Consider the following 14,668-nt stretch of genomic DNA (forward strand, 5'->3'; position numbering starts at 1 on the left):
GAGGGGAGTACCCCACCCACGGCACTGACCGTCAACACGGACGGCCCTCGGGCTCCCGGTCGTGCCGGTCGGCCACCCTCTGGTGGTCGACGGGGGAGACCTCCGGTCCACCCTCACACCGACCGGAGGTTCAGCACATGGATGTCAACGCCCTGACGTGGGTGGTGACGATCGTCGTCATCGCCGCGTTCTTCGTCTTCGACTTCTACTCCCACGTCCGCACCCCGCACGAGCCGACCCTCCGGGAGTCGGCCCTGTGGAGCCTGTTCTACGTCGCCCTCGCGTGCCTGTTCGGCGGCTTCCTCTGGATGACCTGGGGGGAACCGGGCAACCCGCACCAGCACGGCGTCGAGTTCTTCACCGGTTACGTCACGGAGAAGGCGTTGTCCGTCGACAACCTCTTCATCTTCGCGCTCATCATGGCGTCGTTCCGCATCCCCCGGAAGTACCAGCAGAAGGTGCTGCTCATCGGCATCGCGCTGGCGCTGGTGTTCCGCGGGATCTTCATCGCCCTCGGGGCGGCGGTCATCGACGCGTGGTCGGACGTGTTCTACCTCTTCGGGATCTTCCTGCTGTGGACGGCGGCGAAGCTCGTGTGGGACGAGCTGCGGGACGCCCCGGACACCGACCCCGACGACATGGCGGTCATCCGCTTCGTGCGGCGGGTCATCCCCGTGTCGAACACCCTCGAGGGTGACCACCTCATGCTCCACCGCGCGGGCCGGTTCACGCTGACGCCGCTGTTCATCGCCCTCGTCGCCATCGGCATGACGGACCTCATGTTCGCCCTCGACTCGATCCCGGCGATCTACGGCATCACGTCCGAGCCCTACATCGTGTTCACGACGAACGCGTTCGCGCTCCTCGGTCTCCGCCAGATGTTCTTCCTCCTCGACGGCCTGCTCGACCGGCTCGTGTACCTGTCGTACGGGCTCGGGGTCATCCTCGCCTTCATCGGTGTCAAGCTCGTGCTCCACGCCCTCCACGAGAACAAGCTGCCGTTCCTCAACGGCGGGGAGCCGGTGACGGCGGTGCCGGAGGTGCCCACGGTCCTGTCGCTCGTCGTCATCGTCGGGGTGCTCGTCGTGACCACTCTGCTCAGCCTGTGGAAGGTGCGGCACGACGCCGCGCGTGACCGTCCGGCCCGCGTTGTAGAGTGAGTGGCGTGGAGTCCCCAGAGCGTCATCAGCCGCGTCCCGGCGCCGCGTGCGCGCCCTCGCAGTTCGGGCGGGCGGTCCGCCGGTTCAACGTCCCGAACGTCCTGACGACGCTGCGGATCCTCGGCATCCCGGTGTTCCTCTGGCTCATCATCGCCGCCGGCGGGCTCGGTGACCCCGACCTGCACCGGGGGCAGCGGTGGGCGGCGTTCGCCGTCTTCTTCGTGCTCATGGTGACCGACCAGCTGGACGGGTTCCTCGCCCGGCGGTACGAGGTCATCACGGACTTCGGCAAGCTCGCCGACCCGGTGGCCGACAAGGCCCTCATGATCACCGCGTTGATCAGCCTCAACATCGTCGGTGACCTGTGGTGGTGGGTCACCGCGGTCATCGTCGTCCGGGAGCTCGGCATCACCGTGTGGCGGTTCGTCCTCGCCCGCGGCGGCCGGGTCGTCCCGGCGTCGCGGGGAGGGAAGATCAAGACGGTGCTCCAGGCGTTCGCGGTGGGCGTGCTCCTCGCCCCGCTGACGCCGTGGACGACGTGGGTGGGGTACCCACTCATGGCGCTCGCGGTCGTCGTCACCGTCGTCACCGGCGTGCAGTACCTCGTCGACGCCCGGAAGGAGGCGCCGTGACCGTGGAGCAGACCCCGACGCGGGTCGAGACGCTCGCGACGTTGCCGCCGGCGGACCTCGGGGCGCGGGTCGTCGCGGCGCTCCGGGCGGCCGGGCTGACGCTCGCCGCGGGGGAGTCGCTGACGGCGGGCCTGCTGTGCGCCACCGTGGCGGACACCCCGGGGGCCTCGGCGGTGCTCCGCGGGGGCCTCGTCGTGTACGCCACCGACCTCAAGTCCGGGCTTGCCGGGGTGGACGGTGACCTCCTCCGGTCCCGGGGCCCGGTCGACCCGGACGTCGCCGCGGCCCTCGCCGACGGGGCGGCCGCGCGGTGCGGCGCGGACGTCGGGGTGGGGCTCACCGGTGTGGCCGGGCCGGACGAACAGGACGGGCACCCCGTCGGGGAGGTCTACATCGGCCTGCACGTGGCCGGGCGGGAGACTGTCGCGTACCGGCTGTCGCCGACGTGGCGGGACCGGATGCCCTGCGCCGGGGCGGACCTCCGGCGGGGCGTGCGGGAGGCGACCGTCCGGGAGGCCCTGGCGCACGTCCTCGACGCGCTGGGCTCGCCCGGGCCGGGGTCCGGGGTCGCCGGGAGGGGAGACGACGGAGCCACCGAGCGGGCGAACGCCGAGGTCACCGGCGCCGGGGACGGCCTCGGGAACAAAACCACGGGCCCGGCCGTTGGAGACAACGATGGGTAAGCAGACGACGGTCCTAGAGAAACAGCGGGAGTTCATCCCGGAGGCGCAGTTCGCGGTGACCACCGCGCCGGCGTCCGAGCCACTCCTGCGGGAGGCGCTCGGGGCGACGCTGCGGGAGTGCCGGCGGACGGCCACGATGACCCTCCGCGACCTCGCGGAGCGGGCGAACGTGAGTCCGGGGTACCTCTCGGAACTTGAACGCGGCCGGAAGGAAGTGTCCTCCGAGCTGCTCGCGGCCGTGTGCCACGCACTCGGGGTGAGCGTGTCCGCGGTCATCATGGAGGCCGCGGGCATGATGGCCCTCGACGCCGCGGCCGCCGAGCTCGCCGCGTCGATGGCCGGCGCGCACGGCGAGGCCTGACCCCCGGGGACGGCCGCGGACGCGGGGCGGCCCGCCGGCGGCGTTCCGACCCGGGGTCTCGGATATACTTCCGGGGCGTGGGACACGGCCGCGGCGATCCCGTCCGTGACCCGGGGCCACCGACCTTTCGACGCCCCGGACACAGCACCACCGGTACGGTCGGGCCGGTACGACACCGTTCACAAGGAGACACCACCGATGGCTAATCCGTTCACGAAGGCCTGGAAGTACCTCATGGCGTCCTTCGACTCGAAGATCGAGGAGAACGCGGACCCGAAGATTCAGATCGAACAGGCCATCCGGGAGGCGGAGGACCAGCACCGCGCGCTGTCGCAGCAGGCCGCCGCCGTCATCGGCAACCAGCGCCAGCTCGAGATGAAGCTCAACCGGCAGCTGGCCGACGTCGAGAAGCTCCAGGCGAACACCCGCCAGGCCCTCACCCTCGCCGACAAGGCCCGTGCCGAGGGGGACGCGTCGAAGGCGACGGAGTACGAGAACACGGCGGAGGCCTTCGCCGCGCAGCTCGTCACCGCCGAGCAGGGGGTCGAGGACCTCAAGGCGCTCCACGACCAGTCGCTCCAGCAGGCCCAGCAGGCGAAACAGGCCGTCGAGCGGAACTCGATGCAGCTCCAGCAGAAGGTCGCCGAGCGGACGAAGCTGCTCAGCCAGCTCGAGCAGGCGAAGATGCAGGAGAAGGTCGCCGAGTCCCTCCAGGGGATGGACGCGGTGAGCAGCGGGTCCACCCCGAACCTCGACCAGGTCCGCGACAAGATCGAGGAGCGCTACGCCAACGCCCTCGGGCAGGCGGAGCTCGCGGAGAGCTCGGTCCAGGGCCGCATGGCGGAGGTCGAGCACGCGAGCACCCAGCTCGCCGGGCACTCGCGGCTCGAGCAGCTCCGGGCGGAGATGAACCAGGGCGGGGGCGCGTCCGCCGGCGCGATCGAGGGCGCCCGGACCCCCGAGGTCGAGGCCCCGTCGACCGGCGCGGCGGACGACGCCGTGGCCGAGCGGATGCGGCAGCTGCGCGAGGGCGGCACCGACCGCTGACCGCGCACCGCGGGTGACCCGCCGTCGACCGCTGACCGCGCACCGCGGGTGACCCGCCGTCGACCGGTGCCCGCGCACCGCGGGTGACCCGCCGTCGACCGGTGCCCGCGCACCGCGGGTGACCCGCCGCCGACCGGTGCGCGTCGACCCCGGCGTGCACCCGACGGCCGGGGACCGTCAGTCCCCGACGCCGCGTGCGGCGAGGGCGTCGGCGACCCTGCGGGCGGTCGTCACCGTCTGCACGACGACGGGCACGGCCAGGGCCCGGACCGAGCGCTCCGCGCCCCGGGCCTTCCGGGCGTCGAGGACCTCCGAGACCGTGACAACCTGGCGGGGGATGAGCCGGAGGGTGAGGGAGAGCGCGAGACTCACCGTCTCGACCGGGACCCCGAGCCGGGCCAGCGGGGGCCGGGACAGGGGGGCCAGCGCGGCGTCGAGGGAGTCCATCATCTCCTCGACGCGCGTGGTCAGGGTGAGCAGCGACGCCGCGGCGGCCGAGGCCCACAGCGTGAGCACGGTCGTCACGGCCTCGGCGGCGTCGCCCCGCCACCACGACAGCACCCCGACGGTCACGAGGACCGGCCACCAGGCGACGAGCTGCCGCACGACGACGCGGACGGGCAGGCGGGCGACGGCGAACCCCACGACGACGGCCCCGAGGGCGACGAGCCCACGCGGCCACGTGGTCACGGCGAGGGACGTCAGCACGACGAAGCCCACGAGCACCACGAGCTTCACCGTCGGGGGGAGGGCGTGTACCGGGGACCGCCGCGGGACGTACACCCCCAGGGGGATCGACGACGGCCGGATCATCCGCCGGTCACCCCGCTCACGCCGTTCCCTCCATCCGGCGGACGTACCCGGCGACGACGTCGGTGGGCGGACCGTCGTCCACGACGGCACCGGAGTCGACGCAGAGCGCCCGGTCGTACCCCTCCACGAGCCCCAGGTCATGGGTGACGACGATGACCTGCTGGGGGAGGGTCGCCAGCACGTCCCGGATGCGGTTGCGGTGGATGAGGTCGAGGGCGGTCGTCGGCTCGTCCGCGAGGAGCACCGCGGGCTCCATGACGGTCACGGCCGCGAGGGCGAGCATCTGCTTCTCCCCTCCGGACAGGGTGTGGGGGGAGCGGTCGGCCTTGTCCGCGAGGTCGAACCGTTCGAGCGTGGCGTCGACCCTCCGGCGGGTCTCGGCGCGGGAGAGACCGGAGCGGCGGAGGGAGAAGGCGACGTCCTCGCGGACCGTGGGCATGATGATCTGGGCGTCGGCGTCGGCGAAGAGGAACCCGACCCGGCGCCGGACCTCCCGACCGTGGCGGTGGACGTCGAGCCCGTCGACGAGGACCTGTCCGGAGCTCGGGGCGACGAGTCCGTTGACGAGGCGGACGAGCGTCGACTTCCCGCTGCCGTTCGCGCCGATGACCGCGGTGCGGCGTTCGGTGAGGGTGAGCGTCGTCGGCCGGAGGATCGTCGTCGGGCCGTCGGTGACGCCGGCGGCGCGGAACTCAACGGTCGTCACGGCGGGCCCCGGTCGGGGAGGACGGCGGCGCGGGGGAGCGGCGGCGGGGGAGCGACGGGGGGAGGAGGTCGGGGACGGCCCGGACGACGCCGACGGCGATGACGGTGGCGACGACGATCTTCACCGCGTCGCCGGGAATGAACGGTGTGTTCGACAGAAGTGCCGCCCCGGGGAAGAGCGACGTGCGGGCCACGAGCCCCGCGGCGCCGCACACGTACTGGACGACGACGCCGAGGACGCCGGCGAGGAGCACGACGCCCGCGCGGGGCACGGTGGCCGAGCGGGAGCGCCCGGCGCGGGCCAGCCCCCGGAGGGCGGGGCCGGCGAGGAACCCGACGAGCGGGGCGCAGAGGATGTAGCCGACGATGTAGCCGACCGTGGGGCCGGACAGGGCCGCGAGGGTCGGGTGCCCGCCGGCGAGGTTCGGGACGCCGAGCAGGCCGACACCCACGAAGAGCAGCACGGACAGCGTGCCGCGGCGTGCGCCGAGCAGCATCGCGGTGAGGATGACGGCGGTGTTCTGGAGGACCACCGGGACCCCGGCGCCGCCGACGGGGACGGCGACGATGCCGAGGACGGCGGTGAGCGCGGCGAACGCGGCGATGAGCGCGAGGTCGAGTGTGGTCGACCGGCGGCGGGGAGGGCCGGCCTGGGCGGGCACGGCGGACGACGGCGTGGGGGCGGCGGGACCTGCTGATTCTGGGTACACGCGCTGATCGTAGCCGGCCGACTGACCACTGTTCAATGACGGGTGACCGGCGGCGGGTCGGCGCCGGGGCGGGGCCGGTCTGTTAGCGTGAACGACATGCGCAGATCCGAGTTCGACAGTGCCGTCCGCTGGGAGTTCGGCGACGCCTCGGGGTCGTGGATCGTGTCCTCGCACGTCCTCTCGGCGTACGGGGCCACGGCCCGGGAGCTCCTCGACGCGGGGCGTGAACCGCGGGACGTCTGGGAGGGCCTGTGCGACGACTTCGAGGTGCCCGCACACCGGCGGCTCGGCGAGGACCGGTGAGGGGTGCGTGTCGTCACGCGGATGTTCCCGTGTCGAACAGAAGTTCGTGTAGGATCACCGGTGTCCGGCGGGTGCGGTAGACATGAGCTCAGCGGCGTCGGAGACCGCACGGACCGCCCGTGAGCATTCCGTGAGCCGTTCGTGAACCACCCGGGGTCGCTCAGCGACCAATGGAGACGTGAACTGCTGTCGGGTACCCCGTCGAGACCGAGGACGGGGTCCCACCTGAGTAACCGAGGAAGAGAGGGCACATGCCTCCCAAGAAGAAGACGACCGCCGCCAAGGGGGACGACCGCCAGAAGGCCCTCGATCTGGCGATGGCCCAGATCGAGAAGGACTTCGGCAAGGGCGCCGTCATGCGGCTCGGGGACGACAACCGCCCGCCGGTGAGCGCGATCTCGTCCGGCAACATCGCGATCAACGTCGCGCTCGGCGTCGGCGGGTTCCCCCGCGGGCGCATCGTCGAGATCTACGGCCCGGAGTCCTCCGGTAAGACGACGGTCGCGCTGCACGCGATCGCCGAGGCCCAGAAGGCAGGGGGCATCGCCGCGTTCATCGACGCGGAGCACGCCCTCGACCCGGACTACGCGAAGAAGCTCGGCGTGGACACGGACGCCCTCCTCGTCTCGCAGCCGGACACCGGTGAGCAGGCGCTGGAGATCGCGGACATGCTCGTCCGGTCCGGGGCGATCGACATCGTGGTCGTCGACTCGGTGGCGGCGCTGACGCCGAAGGCGGAGATCGACGGCGACATGGGTGACAGCCACGTCGGCCTCCAGGCGCGGCTCATGAGCCAGGCGCTGCGGAAGATGACCGGTGCGCTCTACCAGACCGGGACCACCGCGGTGTTCATCAACCAGCTGCGCGAGAAGATCGGCGTGATGTTCGGCTCCCCGGAGACGACGACGGGTGGTAAGGCGCTGAAGTTCTACGCCTCCGTCCGCTGTGACGTCCGCCGGATCCAGACGCTCAAGGACGGTCAGGACGCGGTGGGCAGCCGGACGAAGATGAAGATCGTCAAGAACAAGGTCTCCCCGCCGTTCAAGCTGGCGGAGTTCGACATCCTCTACGGCGAGGGCATCTCCCGGGAGGGGTCCGTCATCGACCTCGGCGTCGAGGCCGGGATCATCAAGAAGTCCGGCGCCTGGTACACGTACAACGGCGACCAGCTCGGACAGGGCAAGGAGAAGGCCCGCGAGTACCTGAAGACCAACCCGGACCTCACCGCGGAACTCGAGGACTCGATCATGCAGGTCCTGCACGTCGGCCCGTACGCCGTGAAGGCCGGTGCCGCGCCGGTCGAGGGTGACGCCGCTGCCGCCGGTGCCGGGGACGCGGCTGCCGTCGACCCGGCCGACCAGCCGATCGACGTCGTGCCGACCTTCGACGATGAGGACGCCGGGTAGTCGTCGTGGCGGAGGACTCCGCGCAGAGCGAGACGATCGCCCGTCTCAAGGCCGCGGTGGAGGCCTACGGGACCGGTGAGGGGCCGGTCGCGCCGCTCATCGACGAGCGGGAGGAGGAGATCCTCGCCCCGGTCAAGGCGCGGGCGCGGCGGCTGGTGGACCACCGGGACCGGTCGGCCCACGAGTTGCGCACCCGGTTGATCGACGCCGGGTTCGACGACCGGGCCGTCTCGGCTGTCGTCGACGCCTGTGTGGCCAACGGCATGGTCGACGACGCCCGGTTCGCGAGGGAGTGGGTCCGGCAGCGGCACCGGAACCAGCACCGGTCCGCGGCGGTGCTCCGGCGGGAGCTGCGCGACAAGGGGGTCGACGACGGTGTCATCGAGGACGCGCTCGCGCAGGTCACGGCCGATGACGAGCGGGAGGCCGTCCGGCTGCTCGTGGGGAGGAGGGCCGCGTCGGTGAAGCGTGTGCCGCGGGACCGGACGGCGTACGACCGGGAGCTGCGGCGCGTCGTGGGGGTCGCGGCGCGGCGGGGATTCCCCGAGGGGCTGAGCCTCGCCATGGCGCGGGAGGCCCTGGACGCCCGCATTGCGGAGCTGGGCGGGGAGGGGCGCGGCGGCACGGTGTGAGCCAGGCGCCCCAGAGGAGGGGTTGTCGGGCACCGGCTGTCACGGTCGGGTGCCGGCTGCCGCCGTCGCGCACCGGCTGCCGCCGTGGGGCGCCGGCTGTCACCGTCGGGTATCGGCTGTGACCGGCGAGTACCGGCTGCCGCCGTCGGTCACTCGTACGTCGGCCGCAGGTCCCGGTGGGCCGGGTCGTGCCAGTCGACGGTGGCCTCGTCCTTCGTGGTGACCCCGCGGTCGGGCTGGTGGGGGACCCGGGCGATGATGTTGCGCCGCGCCCGCCCGGCGCGGAGCTGCTGCTCGATCCGCTCCGCGAGCCGGGTGAGGCCGTAGTTGATGACGATCATGAGGGCGGCCGTGACGATGAGCGACGGCAGCACGGCGTGGTAGTACTCGCCCAGCTGGCGTCCCGAACGCACCGTCTCGACGAAGCCGATCTGGTAGCCCAGCGCGGAGTCCTTCAATGCGATGACCATCTGGGCGATGATCGCCGGCAGCATCGACGCGACAGCCTGCGGCAGGAGGATGCGCAGCATCGTCTGCCGTCGTGACAGCCCGAGGGCGTAGGCCGCCTCGGACTGCCCGCGGGGCAGGGCCTCGATGCCCGAGCGGAGCACCTCGGCGATGACGGACCCGTTGTAGAGCGTCAGGCCGACGACCACCGCGGTGAGCCCCAGCTGACGCGACGGGACGACCGCGAGAAAGGCGAACGCCCCGTAGCAGAAGATGATGAGGATGAGCACCGGCAGGCCGCGGAAGAACTCCACGACGACACCGCACACCCACCGGACCGCCCGGTGCGCCGAGAGCCGCCCGAGGCCCAGGGCCGTGCCGGCGACGAGCGCGAGGATGATCGACAGGACCGCGGCCATGACCGTGTTCAGCAGGCCGGGGAGGAGGTACGTCGTCCACGACGTCCCCCGGGTGACGAAGAAGCTCCACTTCGCGGCGTCGAGCTGCCCCCGCGCGTGGAGTGCGGCGAGGACCCCGACGAGCACGGCGACGGCGACCACGACCGTCACGGCCGTGAGGATGCGGTTGACGCGGACACCCCGCGGCCCGGGGGCGTCGTAGAGGACGGTGGCACGTGCGGACATCAGCGCCTCACCGCCCACCGTCGGCCGGCCCACCCGAAGAACAGGCCGGTGGGGAGCGTCAGGACGAGGAACCCGGCGGCCGTGATCCCGAAGATCACGAGGAAGTCGCTCGCGTAGTCCTCCTGCATCTCCTTCATGAGCAGCGACGCCTCGCCGACGCCGATGACGGAGGCGATCGTCGTGTTCTTCGTCAACGCGATGAGCGTGTTGCCCAACGGGACGACGGCACCCCGGAACGCCTGCGGCAGGATGACCGTCCGGAGGCTCTGGCTGAAGGACAGTCCGAGCGACCGGGCGGCCTCCGCCTGCCCGAAGGGCACCGTGTTGATGCCCGACCGCAGCGACTCCGCGACGAAGCACGACGTGTAGAGCACGAACGCCAGGACCGCCAGGCGGAAGTTCTGCCGGACGATGAACGAGTCGTCCTCCGGGGCGAGGAGCAGCCCCAGGTTGTAGTGCAGCCCGAGGGACGCGATGAGGACGATGAGGGTCAACGGGGTGTTGCGGACGACGTTGACGTACCACGTCGCGAGCGCGCGGAGCACACCGACGGGGGAGACACGCGTCGCCGTGAGGACCGTCCCGAGGACCAGCGACCCCACCGCCGACGCGACGGTGAGTTTCACGGTCCCCAGGAAGGCGGGGATGAGCTGCGGAAGCATGTCCGCGAGGAGGTCGGACGCCATGGCCCCCTCACCTCACTTTCTGTGTTCGTTGGTGTCCCGGTCCTCCGGTGTCCCGGCGCCGGGCCTGCTTCGGCTGTCCCGCTGCCGGGACTACTTCGGCGCCGCGAACGACAGGTCGCCGATCGCGGGTTTGCCGCCGAGGTCGACGGCCGTGCCGAGGTTGCGCCGGACCATCCCGGCGAAGGCACCGCTGTCGTGCATGTCCTCGAGGGCCTCGTTGACCGCCGTCCGCACGCGGTCGTCGCCCTTCGGCAGACCGATCCCGTAGCGTTCGTTCGTCCAGAACGTGCCGTCGTCCTTCGTCAGCTGCACGACGGAGAACTCGTCGCCGTAGCCGGCCGCGAACCCGGCGAGGATCGTCGCGTCGGTCGTCAGCGCGTCGACGACACCCTGGTGGACCCCCTCCGCGCACGCCGCGTACGTGTCGAACTCCTGCAGCTGGACCTGGGGGAGGGCGTCCTTCACCTTCTGCGCGGGCGTCGACCCCGAGACCGAGCACAGACGCATCCCCGGCCGGATGTCCGCGAGCCCCCGGATGCCGGAGTCCCGTCGCACGAGGAGCGCCTGGTGCGTCACCAGGTACGGTCCCGCGAAGTCCACGGCCTTGAGGCGGCCGGCGTTGATCGAGTACGTCGCGGCGATCATGTCCACCTCACCGTTCTTGATGAGCGTCTCCCGCTGCGCCGAGGGGGTCTCCCGCCAGGTGAGCTCCGGGCGGGCCCAGCCGTTCCGGTCGGCGATGAAGTCGACGACGTACCGGGACACCTCCGTGTCCAGCCCGGTGAAGGTCTTGTCCGGGGTGCGCTGACCGAGTCCGGGCTGGTCGAACTTCGTGCCGAGGACGACGTGCCCGTCCCGGATGTCGTCGAGCAGCGAACGCGGCCCCGCCGTGGCGCACGCGGTGAGGCCCCCGGCGCCGGCCAGGACGAGCAGGCCGAGGACGGCGGCGGTCACGGCGCGCCGACCCCGGCCGGCACCCCGGTGGAGACCCGGGCGGCGGCGCAGGCGGGTGGCGGACGGAGCGGACGCGGACCGGGGGGAGTGGTGTCGTGCAGTGTTCACGGTCGTCCCCCTAGCGCCCGAGGATCGTGCCGAGGAAGTCCCGCGCGCGGGCGGTCTGCGGCGTGGTGAAGAACGTCTCCGGGTCCGCGTCCTCGAGGATCGCGCCGTCGGCCATGAAGACCACCCGGTCGGCGACCTCGCGGGCGAAACCCATCTCGTGGGTGACGCAGAGCATCGTCATGCCCTGTCGGGCGAGCTCCTCCATGACGGTGAGCACCTCGCTGACCATCTCGGGGTCGAGGGCGGACGTCGGCTCGTCGAACAGCATGACCTTCGGGTCCATCGCCAGGGCCCGCGCGATGGCGACGCGCTGCTGCTGGCCGCCGGACAGCTGGGCCGGGTACTTCTCCGCCTGGTCGGCGACCCCCACCCGTTCGAGCAGCTCCATGGCCCGGTCGCGGGCGGCCTCCTTCGACCGGCCGCGGACCCGGACGGGGGCGAGCGTGACGTTGTCGATGACGCGCATGTGGCTGAACAGGTTGAACTGCTGGAAGACCATCCCGACGTCGGCACGGAGCCGGGTGAGGTCCCGTCCCTCCTCGGGCAGGAGCCGGCCGGCGACGCGGATCTCGCCCGAGTCGACCGTCTCCAGCCGGTTGACTGTCCGGCACAGCGTCGACTTCCCCGCCCCCGACGGTCCGAGGACGACGACGACCTCTCCGGTACGGACGTCCAGGGACACGTCGTCGAGGGCCCGGTGGTCGCCGAAGCTCTTGGTGACCCGGCGCAGGGACACCATGACCGACGGGTCAGGCGTCGCGGCCCCGGGTGATGCACTGTCTGTCATGGCTGGCACGGTAATCCAGCCCGGTCGGACGGCGGGTCCAAACGTGAAAAAAAGCTGAAGATATACCGTCACGCGACTGGTCGCCCGATGTGGACCGTCGGCCCGGCCGTGGAGGGGGCCGTCGAACCCCCTCCGTCCGCGGGAGCCGGCCGACCCCGGACGTGACAGTTTCACCGTCCCCGAGCACGCACGATACGATTCCCGGCGTGGCTGATTCACAGACGGCCGGGACGACGACGGCCGGGAGGACGGAGACGGGGACGATGGCCGAGACGACTTTGACCGGTACGACGGCGACCGCGGCGGAGGCTCCGGCGGAGGCTCGCCCGGAGCGGTCGCGGACGTACGAGGTGCGCACCTTCGGGTGCCAGATGAACGTGCACGACTCCGAACGCCTGTCCGGGCTGCTGGAGGACTCCGGGTACGTCCCCGCCGCCGCGGCGGAGACGCCGGACGTCGTCGTGTTCAACACGTGCGCCGTGCGGGAGAACGCGGACAACCGCCTGTACGGGACACTCGGGCAGCTCAAGGCCGTGAAGGACCGGCACCCGGGGATGCAGATCGCCGTCGGCGGCTGCATGGCGCAGAAGGACCGGCAGACCGTCGTCGACCGGGCGCCGTGGGTGGACGTCGTCTTCGGGACCCACAACATCGGGTCCCTGCCGACCCTCCTCGCCCGGTCCGCGCACAACAGCCGCGCCGAGGTGGAGATCGTCGACTCCCTCGAGCAGTTCCCCTCGGTGCTGCCGGCGAAGCGCGAGTCCGCGTACGCCGGGTGGGTCAGCGTCTCCGTCGGGTGCAACAACACCTGCACCTTCTGCATCGTCCCCTCGCTGCGGGGCCGGGAGCAGGACCGGCGGCCCGGCGACATCCTCGCCGAGGTCCGGGCGCTCGTCGAGCAGGGGGTCACCGAGGTCACCCTCCTCGGGCAGAACGTCAACGCCTACGGCGTGCACTTCTCCGACCCCGACCTCGAACGGGACCGCGGCGCGTTCGCGCGCCTGCTCCGGGCGTGCGGGGAGATCGACGGGCTCGAACGGCTCCGGTTCACCAGCCCGCACCCGGCCGAGTTCACCGACGACGTCATCGACGCCATGGCGGAGACCCCCGTCGTCTGCCCGCAGCTGCACATGCCGCTCCAGTCCGGCTCGGACCGGGTGCTCAAGGCCATGCGCCGGTCCTACCGGTCGCGGAAGTTCCTCGGCATCCTCGAGAAGGTCCGTGACCGGCTCCCGCACGCGGCGATCACGACGGACATCATCGTCGGCTTCCCGGGGGAGACCGAGGAGGACTTCCAGGCCACCCTCGACGTCGTCCGGCAGGCCGGGTTCAGCAGCGCCTTCACCTTCCAGTACTCGCCCCGGCCCGGGACCCCCGCCGCCGTGATGGACGACCAGGTGCCGAAGGCGGTCGTACAGGAGCGCTACGAGCGGCTCCTCGCCCTCCAGGAGCAGGTCAGCGCGGAGGAGAACGCCGCGCTCGTCGGCACCCGGGCGGAACTCCTCGTGCAGGCCGGCGGCGGCCGGAAGGACGGCCGCACGCACCGCATGACCGGCCGCGCCCGCGACGGGCGGCTCGTGCACTTCGCCCCGACCGGGCCCGGCGTCGACACCGCGGTGCGGCCCGGCGACGTCGTGGAGGTCGACGTCACGGGATCCGCCGCGCACTACCTCACCGCCGACGGCGGGGTGCTCACGCACCGCCGCACCCGGGCCGGCGACATGTCCGAGGCAGGGTCCGTGCCGACCACCGCACCCGTCGGCGTAGGGTTGGGCCTGCCGTCGGTCGGTCGCCCCGCAGCGGGTGCGGCAGCGGGGCCGGGGCAGAAGGGATGCGGGTGTGACTGACAGCAGCAGCGGCCGGACGGCCGGTGACTCTCCGGGCGGGCTCACGACACGTCAGCGGGAACTGCTCGAGCCGTACGCGGCCGACCCCCGGGCGGCCGAACGGGCCGCCGCCGGCGAGGTCGACCCCAGGGCTCAGTTCCCCGTGCTCGCCGTAGCCGTCGTCGTGCTGCTCGTGACCTTCTTCCTGCCCCACTCGGGCGAGGTCAAGGGGATCGACGTCCTCTTCAACACCCGGACGGCCCAGGACTTCCTCACCACCGTCCCGGAGCGCGTGTACGCGTGGCTGGCGTTCGGCGCCGGCTGCCTGCTCACCGTCGGGACGCTGGTCTCCCGGTCGGCGGTCGTCGCGTGGGTGAACTGGGCGCTCGCCGGGGTCGGCTGGTGGTACGGGATCTTCGCGATCTGGATGCGGCAGTCCCGGCCGCCGACAGAGCCCGGGGTCGGACCGTCCTACGGGCTCATCATCGGTGTCATCGCCCTGTTCGTCATCTTCGCGACGATGTTCACGGTCATCCTCCAGCGGACGTCCTTCCAGCGTGCCCTCGCCGCGCTCCGGCGGGAGGACGCGGACAAGGACGGCGAGTCCCAGGCCCGGCAGCAGGTGCTCCGCGCCGGCCTGCCGGAACGCGACATGTCCGCGATCCCCGACGACCGCCGGCGCCGGGCGAAGGAGCGGCGGGCACGCCGCCGGGCCGCCGGGACCGGTGGCCCCGCCGAGGGCGGCGCGGACTCCTAATCCGCCG

The 14,668-nt window shown here is 72.1% G+C and carries 17 protein-coding genes; 10 read left to right on the forward strand and 7 right to left on the reverse strand.

All coding sequences use genetic code 11. The annotated features are described in order from the left end of the window. The first annotated feature begins 137 nt into the window (after positions 1–137). From CBOVI_RS04720 to CBOVI_RS04740, 5 genes are all read left to right on the forward strand, one after another. On the forward strand, positions 138–1,160 hold the full coding sequence (locus CBOVI_RS04720; protein ID WP_010265517.1) for a TerC family protein: 1,023 nt from the start codon (positions 138–140) through the stop codon (positions 1,158–1,160). A gap of 5 nt (positions 1,161–1,165) precedes the next feature. Beyond that, positions 1,166–1,792, forward strand: coding sequence for a CDP-diacylglycerol--glycerol-3-phosphate 3-phosphatidyltransferase (gene pgsA / locus CBOVI_RS04725; protein WP_010265522.1), 627 nt, complete (start codon positions 1,166–1,168; stop codon positions 1,790–1,792). Continuing rightward, entirely contained in the window at positions 1,789–2,475 is a 687-nt protein-coding gene (locus CBOVI_RS04730; protein ID WP_010265523.1) for a nicotinamide-nucleotide amidohydrolase family protein, read from the forward strand. Before pgsA ends, CBOVI_RS04730 begins: the two co-directional genes overlap by 4 nt. Further along, the gene (locus CBOVI_RS04735; protein WP_010265525.1) at positions 2,468–2,836 is read left to right on the forward strand and encodes a helix-turn-helix domain-containing protein; all 369 of its coding nucleotides are present in this window, start codon (positions 2,468–2,470) and stop codon (positions 2,834–2,836) included. Before CBOVI_RS04730 ends, CBOVI_RS04735 begins: the two co-directional genes overlap by 8 nt. Positions 2,837–3,034: 198 nt before the next feature. After that, complete coding sequence (locus tag CBOVI_RS04740; RefSeq protein WP_010265527.1) at positions 3,035–3,883, forward strand: PspA/IM30 family protein; 849 nt, start codon at positions 3,035–3,037, stop codon at positions 3,881–3,883. 177 nt (positions 3,884–4,060) lie between these two features. Here CBOVI_RS04740 and CBOVI_RS04745 read toward each other — a convergent pair whose 3' ends face one another. From CBOVI_RS04745 to CBOVI_RS04755, 3 genes are read right to left on the reverse strand one after another with little or no spacing between them, the layout of a single operon-like run. After that, on the reverse strand, positions 4,061–4,696 hold the full coding sequence (locus CBOVI_RS04745) for a CbiQ family ECF transporter T component (protein ID WP_010264118.1): 636 nt from the start codon (positions 4,694–4,696) through the stop codon (positions 4,061–4,063). A 16-nt stretch (positions 4,697–4,712) separates the two neighbouring features. Then, positions 4,713–5,402 (reverse strand): energy-coupling factor ABC transporter ATP-binding protein, encoded by a 690-nt coding sequence (locus CBOVI_RS04750; RefSeq protein WP_010264122.1) that lies wholly within the window; start codon positions 5,400–5,402, stop codon positions 4,713–4,715. Continuing rightward, entirely contained in the window at positions 5,389–6,063 is a 675-nt protein-coding gene (locus CBOVI_RS04755) for a biotin transporter BioY (protein WP_010264125.1), read from the reverse strand. The genes CBOVI_RS04750 and CBOVI_RS04755 overlap by 14 nt, the downstream gene beginning before the upstream one ends. A 144-nt stretch (positions 6,064–6,207) precedes the next feature. Between CBOVI_RS04755 and CBOVI_RS04760 the strand changes: the two genes are divergently transcribed. The 3 genes from CBOVI_RS04760 (at position 6,208) to CBOVI_RS04770 (ending at position 8,452) form a co-directional block, all read left to right on the forward strand. Continuing rightward, a complete protein-coding gene (locus tag CBOVI_RS04760; protein WP_010264129.1) occupies positions 6,208–6,414 on the forward strand; it encodes a DUF3046 domain-containing protein in 207 nt (68 codons plus the stop codon). Positions 6,415–6,665: 251 nt separating this feature from the next. Further along, on the forward strand, positions 6,666–7,820 hold the full coding sequence (gene recA, locus CBOVI_RS04765) for a recombinase RecA (RefSeq protein WP_010264132.1): 1,155 nt from the start codon (positions 6,666–6,668) through the stop codon (positions 7,818–7,820). Positions 7,821–7,825: 5 nt separating this feature from the next. Beyond that, a complete protein-coding gene (locus tag CBOVI_RS04770; RefSeq protein WP_010264137.1) occupies positions 7,826–8,452 on the forward strand; it encodes a regulatory protein RecX in 627 nt (208 codons plus the stop codon). 149 nt (positions 8,453–8,601) lie between these two features. On the opposite strand, the gene CBOVI_RS04775 is transcribed toward CBOVI_RS04770, so the two are convergent. The 4 genes from CBOVI_RS04775 to CBOVI_RS04790 all read right to left on the reverse strand — a co-directional run bounded on the left by CBOVI_RS04775 (position 8,602) and on the right by CBOVI_RS04790 (position 12,030). After that, positions 8,602–9,543: an amino acid ABC transporter permease gene (locus CBOVI_RS04775; protein ID WP_029157662.1), complete on the reverse strand. Its 942-nt coding sequence runs from the start codon at positions 9,541–9,543 to the stop codon at positions 8,602–8,604. Next, a complete protein-coding gene (locus tag CBOVI_RS04780; protein WP_010264145.1) occupies positions 9,543–10,229 on the reverse strand; it encodes an amino acid ABC transporter permease in 687 nt (228 codons plus the stop codon). Before CBOVI_RS04780 ends, CBOVI_RS04775 begins: the two co-directional genes overlap by 1 nt. A gap of 90 nt (positions 10,230–10,319) precedes the next feature. Next, positions 10,320–11,183: a glutamate ABC transporter substrate-binding protein gene (locus CBOVI_RS04785; RefSeq protein WP_010264149.1), complete on the reverse strand. Its 864-nt coding sequence runs from the start codon at positions 11,181–11,183 to the stop codon at positions 10,320–10,322. A gap of 118 nt (positions 11,184–11,301) precedes the next feature. Further along, positions 11,302–12,030, reverse strand: a complete 729-nt coding sequence (locus CBOVI_RS04790; RefSeq protein ID WP_010264154.1) for an amino acid ABC transporter ATP-binding protein — start codon at positions 12,028–12,030, stop codon at positions 11,302–11,304. Between the two features lie 311 nt (positions 12,031–12,341). On the opposite strand from CBOVI_RS04790, the gene miaB reads away from it, so the two are divergent. Both miaB and CBOVI_RS04800 read left to right on the forward strand, forming a co-directional pair. Beyond that, a complete protein-coding gene (gene miaB / locus CBOVI_RS04795; RefSeq protein ID WP_010264157.1) occupies positions 12,342–13,925 on the forward strand; it encodes a tRNA (N6-isopentenyl adenosine(37)-C2)-methylthiotransferase MiaB in 1,584 nt (527 codons plus the stop codon). Then, complete coding sequence (locus tag CBOVI_RS04800; RefSeq protein ID WP_010264161.1) at positions 13,918–14,661, forward strand: Rv2732c family membrane protein; 744 nt, start codon at positions 13,918–13,920, stop codon at positions 14,659–14,661. Before miaB ends, CBOVI_RS04800 begins: the two co-directional genes overlap by 8 nt. Positions 14,662–14,668: the final 7 nt, after the last annotated feature.

This window comes from Corynebacterium bovis DSM 20582 = CIP 54.80 (assembly GCF_030408615.1).
GTDB classification, from domain to species: Bacteria; Actinomycetota; Actinomycetes; order Mycobacteriales; family Mycobacteriaceae; genus Corynebacterium; species Corynebacterium bovis.

What these genes read in the sequence shown, in the direction of transcription:
- recA (WP_010264132.1), top strand. Translation starts at nt 6,666, where the DNA reads ATGCCTCCCAAGAAGAAGACGACCGCCGCCAAGGGGGACGACCGCCAG.
- miaB (WP_010264157.1), top strand. Translation starts at nt 12,342, where the DNA reads ATGGCCGAGACGACTTTGACCGGTACGACGGCGACCGCGGCGGAGGCT.
- CBOVI_RS04745 (WP_010264118.1), bottom strand. Translation starts at nt 4,696, where the DNA reads ATGATCCGGCCGTCGTCGATCCCCCTGGGGGTGTACGTCCCGCGGCGG.
- CBOVI_RS04760 (WP_010264129.1), top strand. Translation starts at nt 6,208, where the DNA reads ATGCGCAGATCCGAGTTCGACAGTGCCGTCCGCTGGGAGTTCGGCGAC.
- CBOVI_RS04775 (WP_029157662.1), bottom strand. Translation starts at nt 9,543, where the DNA reads ATGTCCGCACGTGCCACCGTCCTCTACGACGCCCCCGGGCCGCGGGGT.
- CBOVI_RS04790 (WP_010264154.1), bottom strand. Translation starts at nt 12,030, where the DNA reads ATGGTGTCCCTGCGCCGGGTCACCAAGAGCTTCGGCGACCACCGGGCC.
- CBOVI_RS04735 (WP_010265525.1), top strand. Translation starts at nt 2,468, where the DNA reads ATGGGTAAGCAGACGACGGTCCTAGAGAAACAGCGGGAGTTCATCCCG.
- CBOVI_RS04780 (WP_010264145.1), bottom strand. Translation starts at nt 10,229, where the DNA reads ATGGCGTCCGACCTCCTCGCGGACATGCTTCCGCAGCTCATCCCCGCC.
- CBOVI_RS04740 (WP_010265527.1), top strand. Translation starts at nt 3,035, where the DNA reads ATGGCTAATCCGTTCACGAAGGCCTGGAAGTACCTCATGGCGTCCTTC.
- CBOVI_RS04720 (WP_010265517.1), top strand. Translation starts at nt 138, where the DNA reads ATGGATGTCAACGCCCTGACGTGGGTGGTGACGATCGTCGTCATCGCC.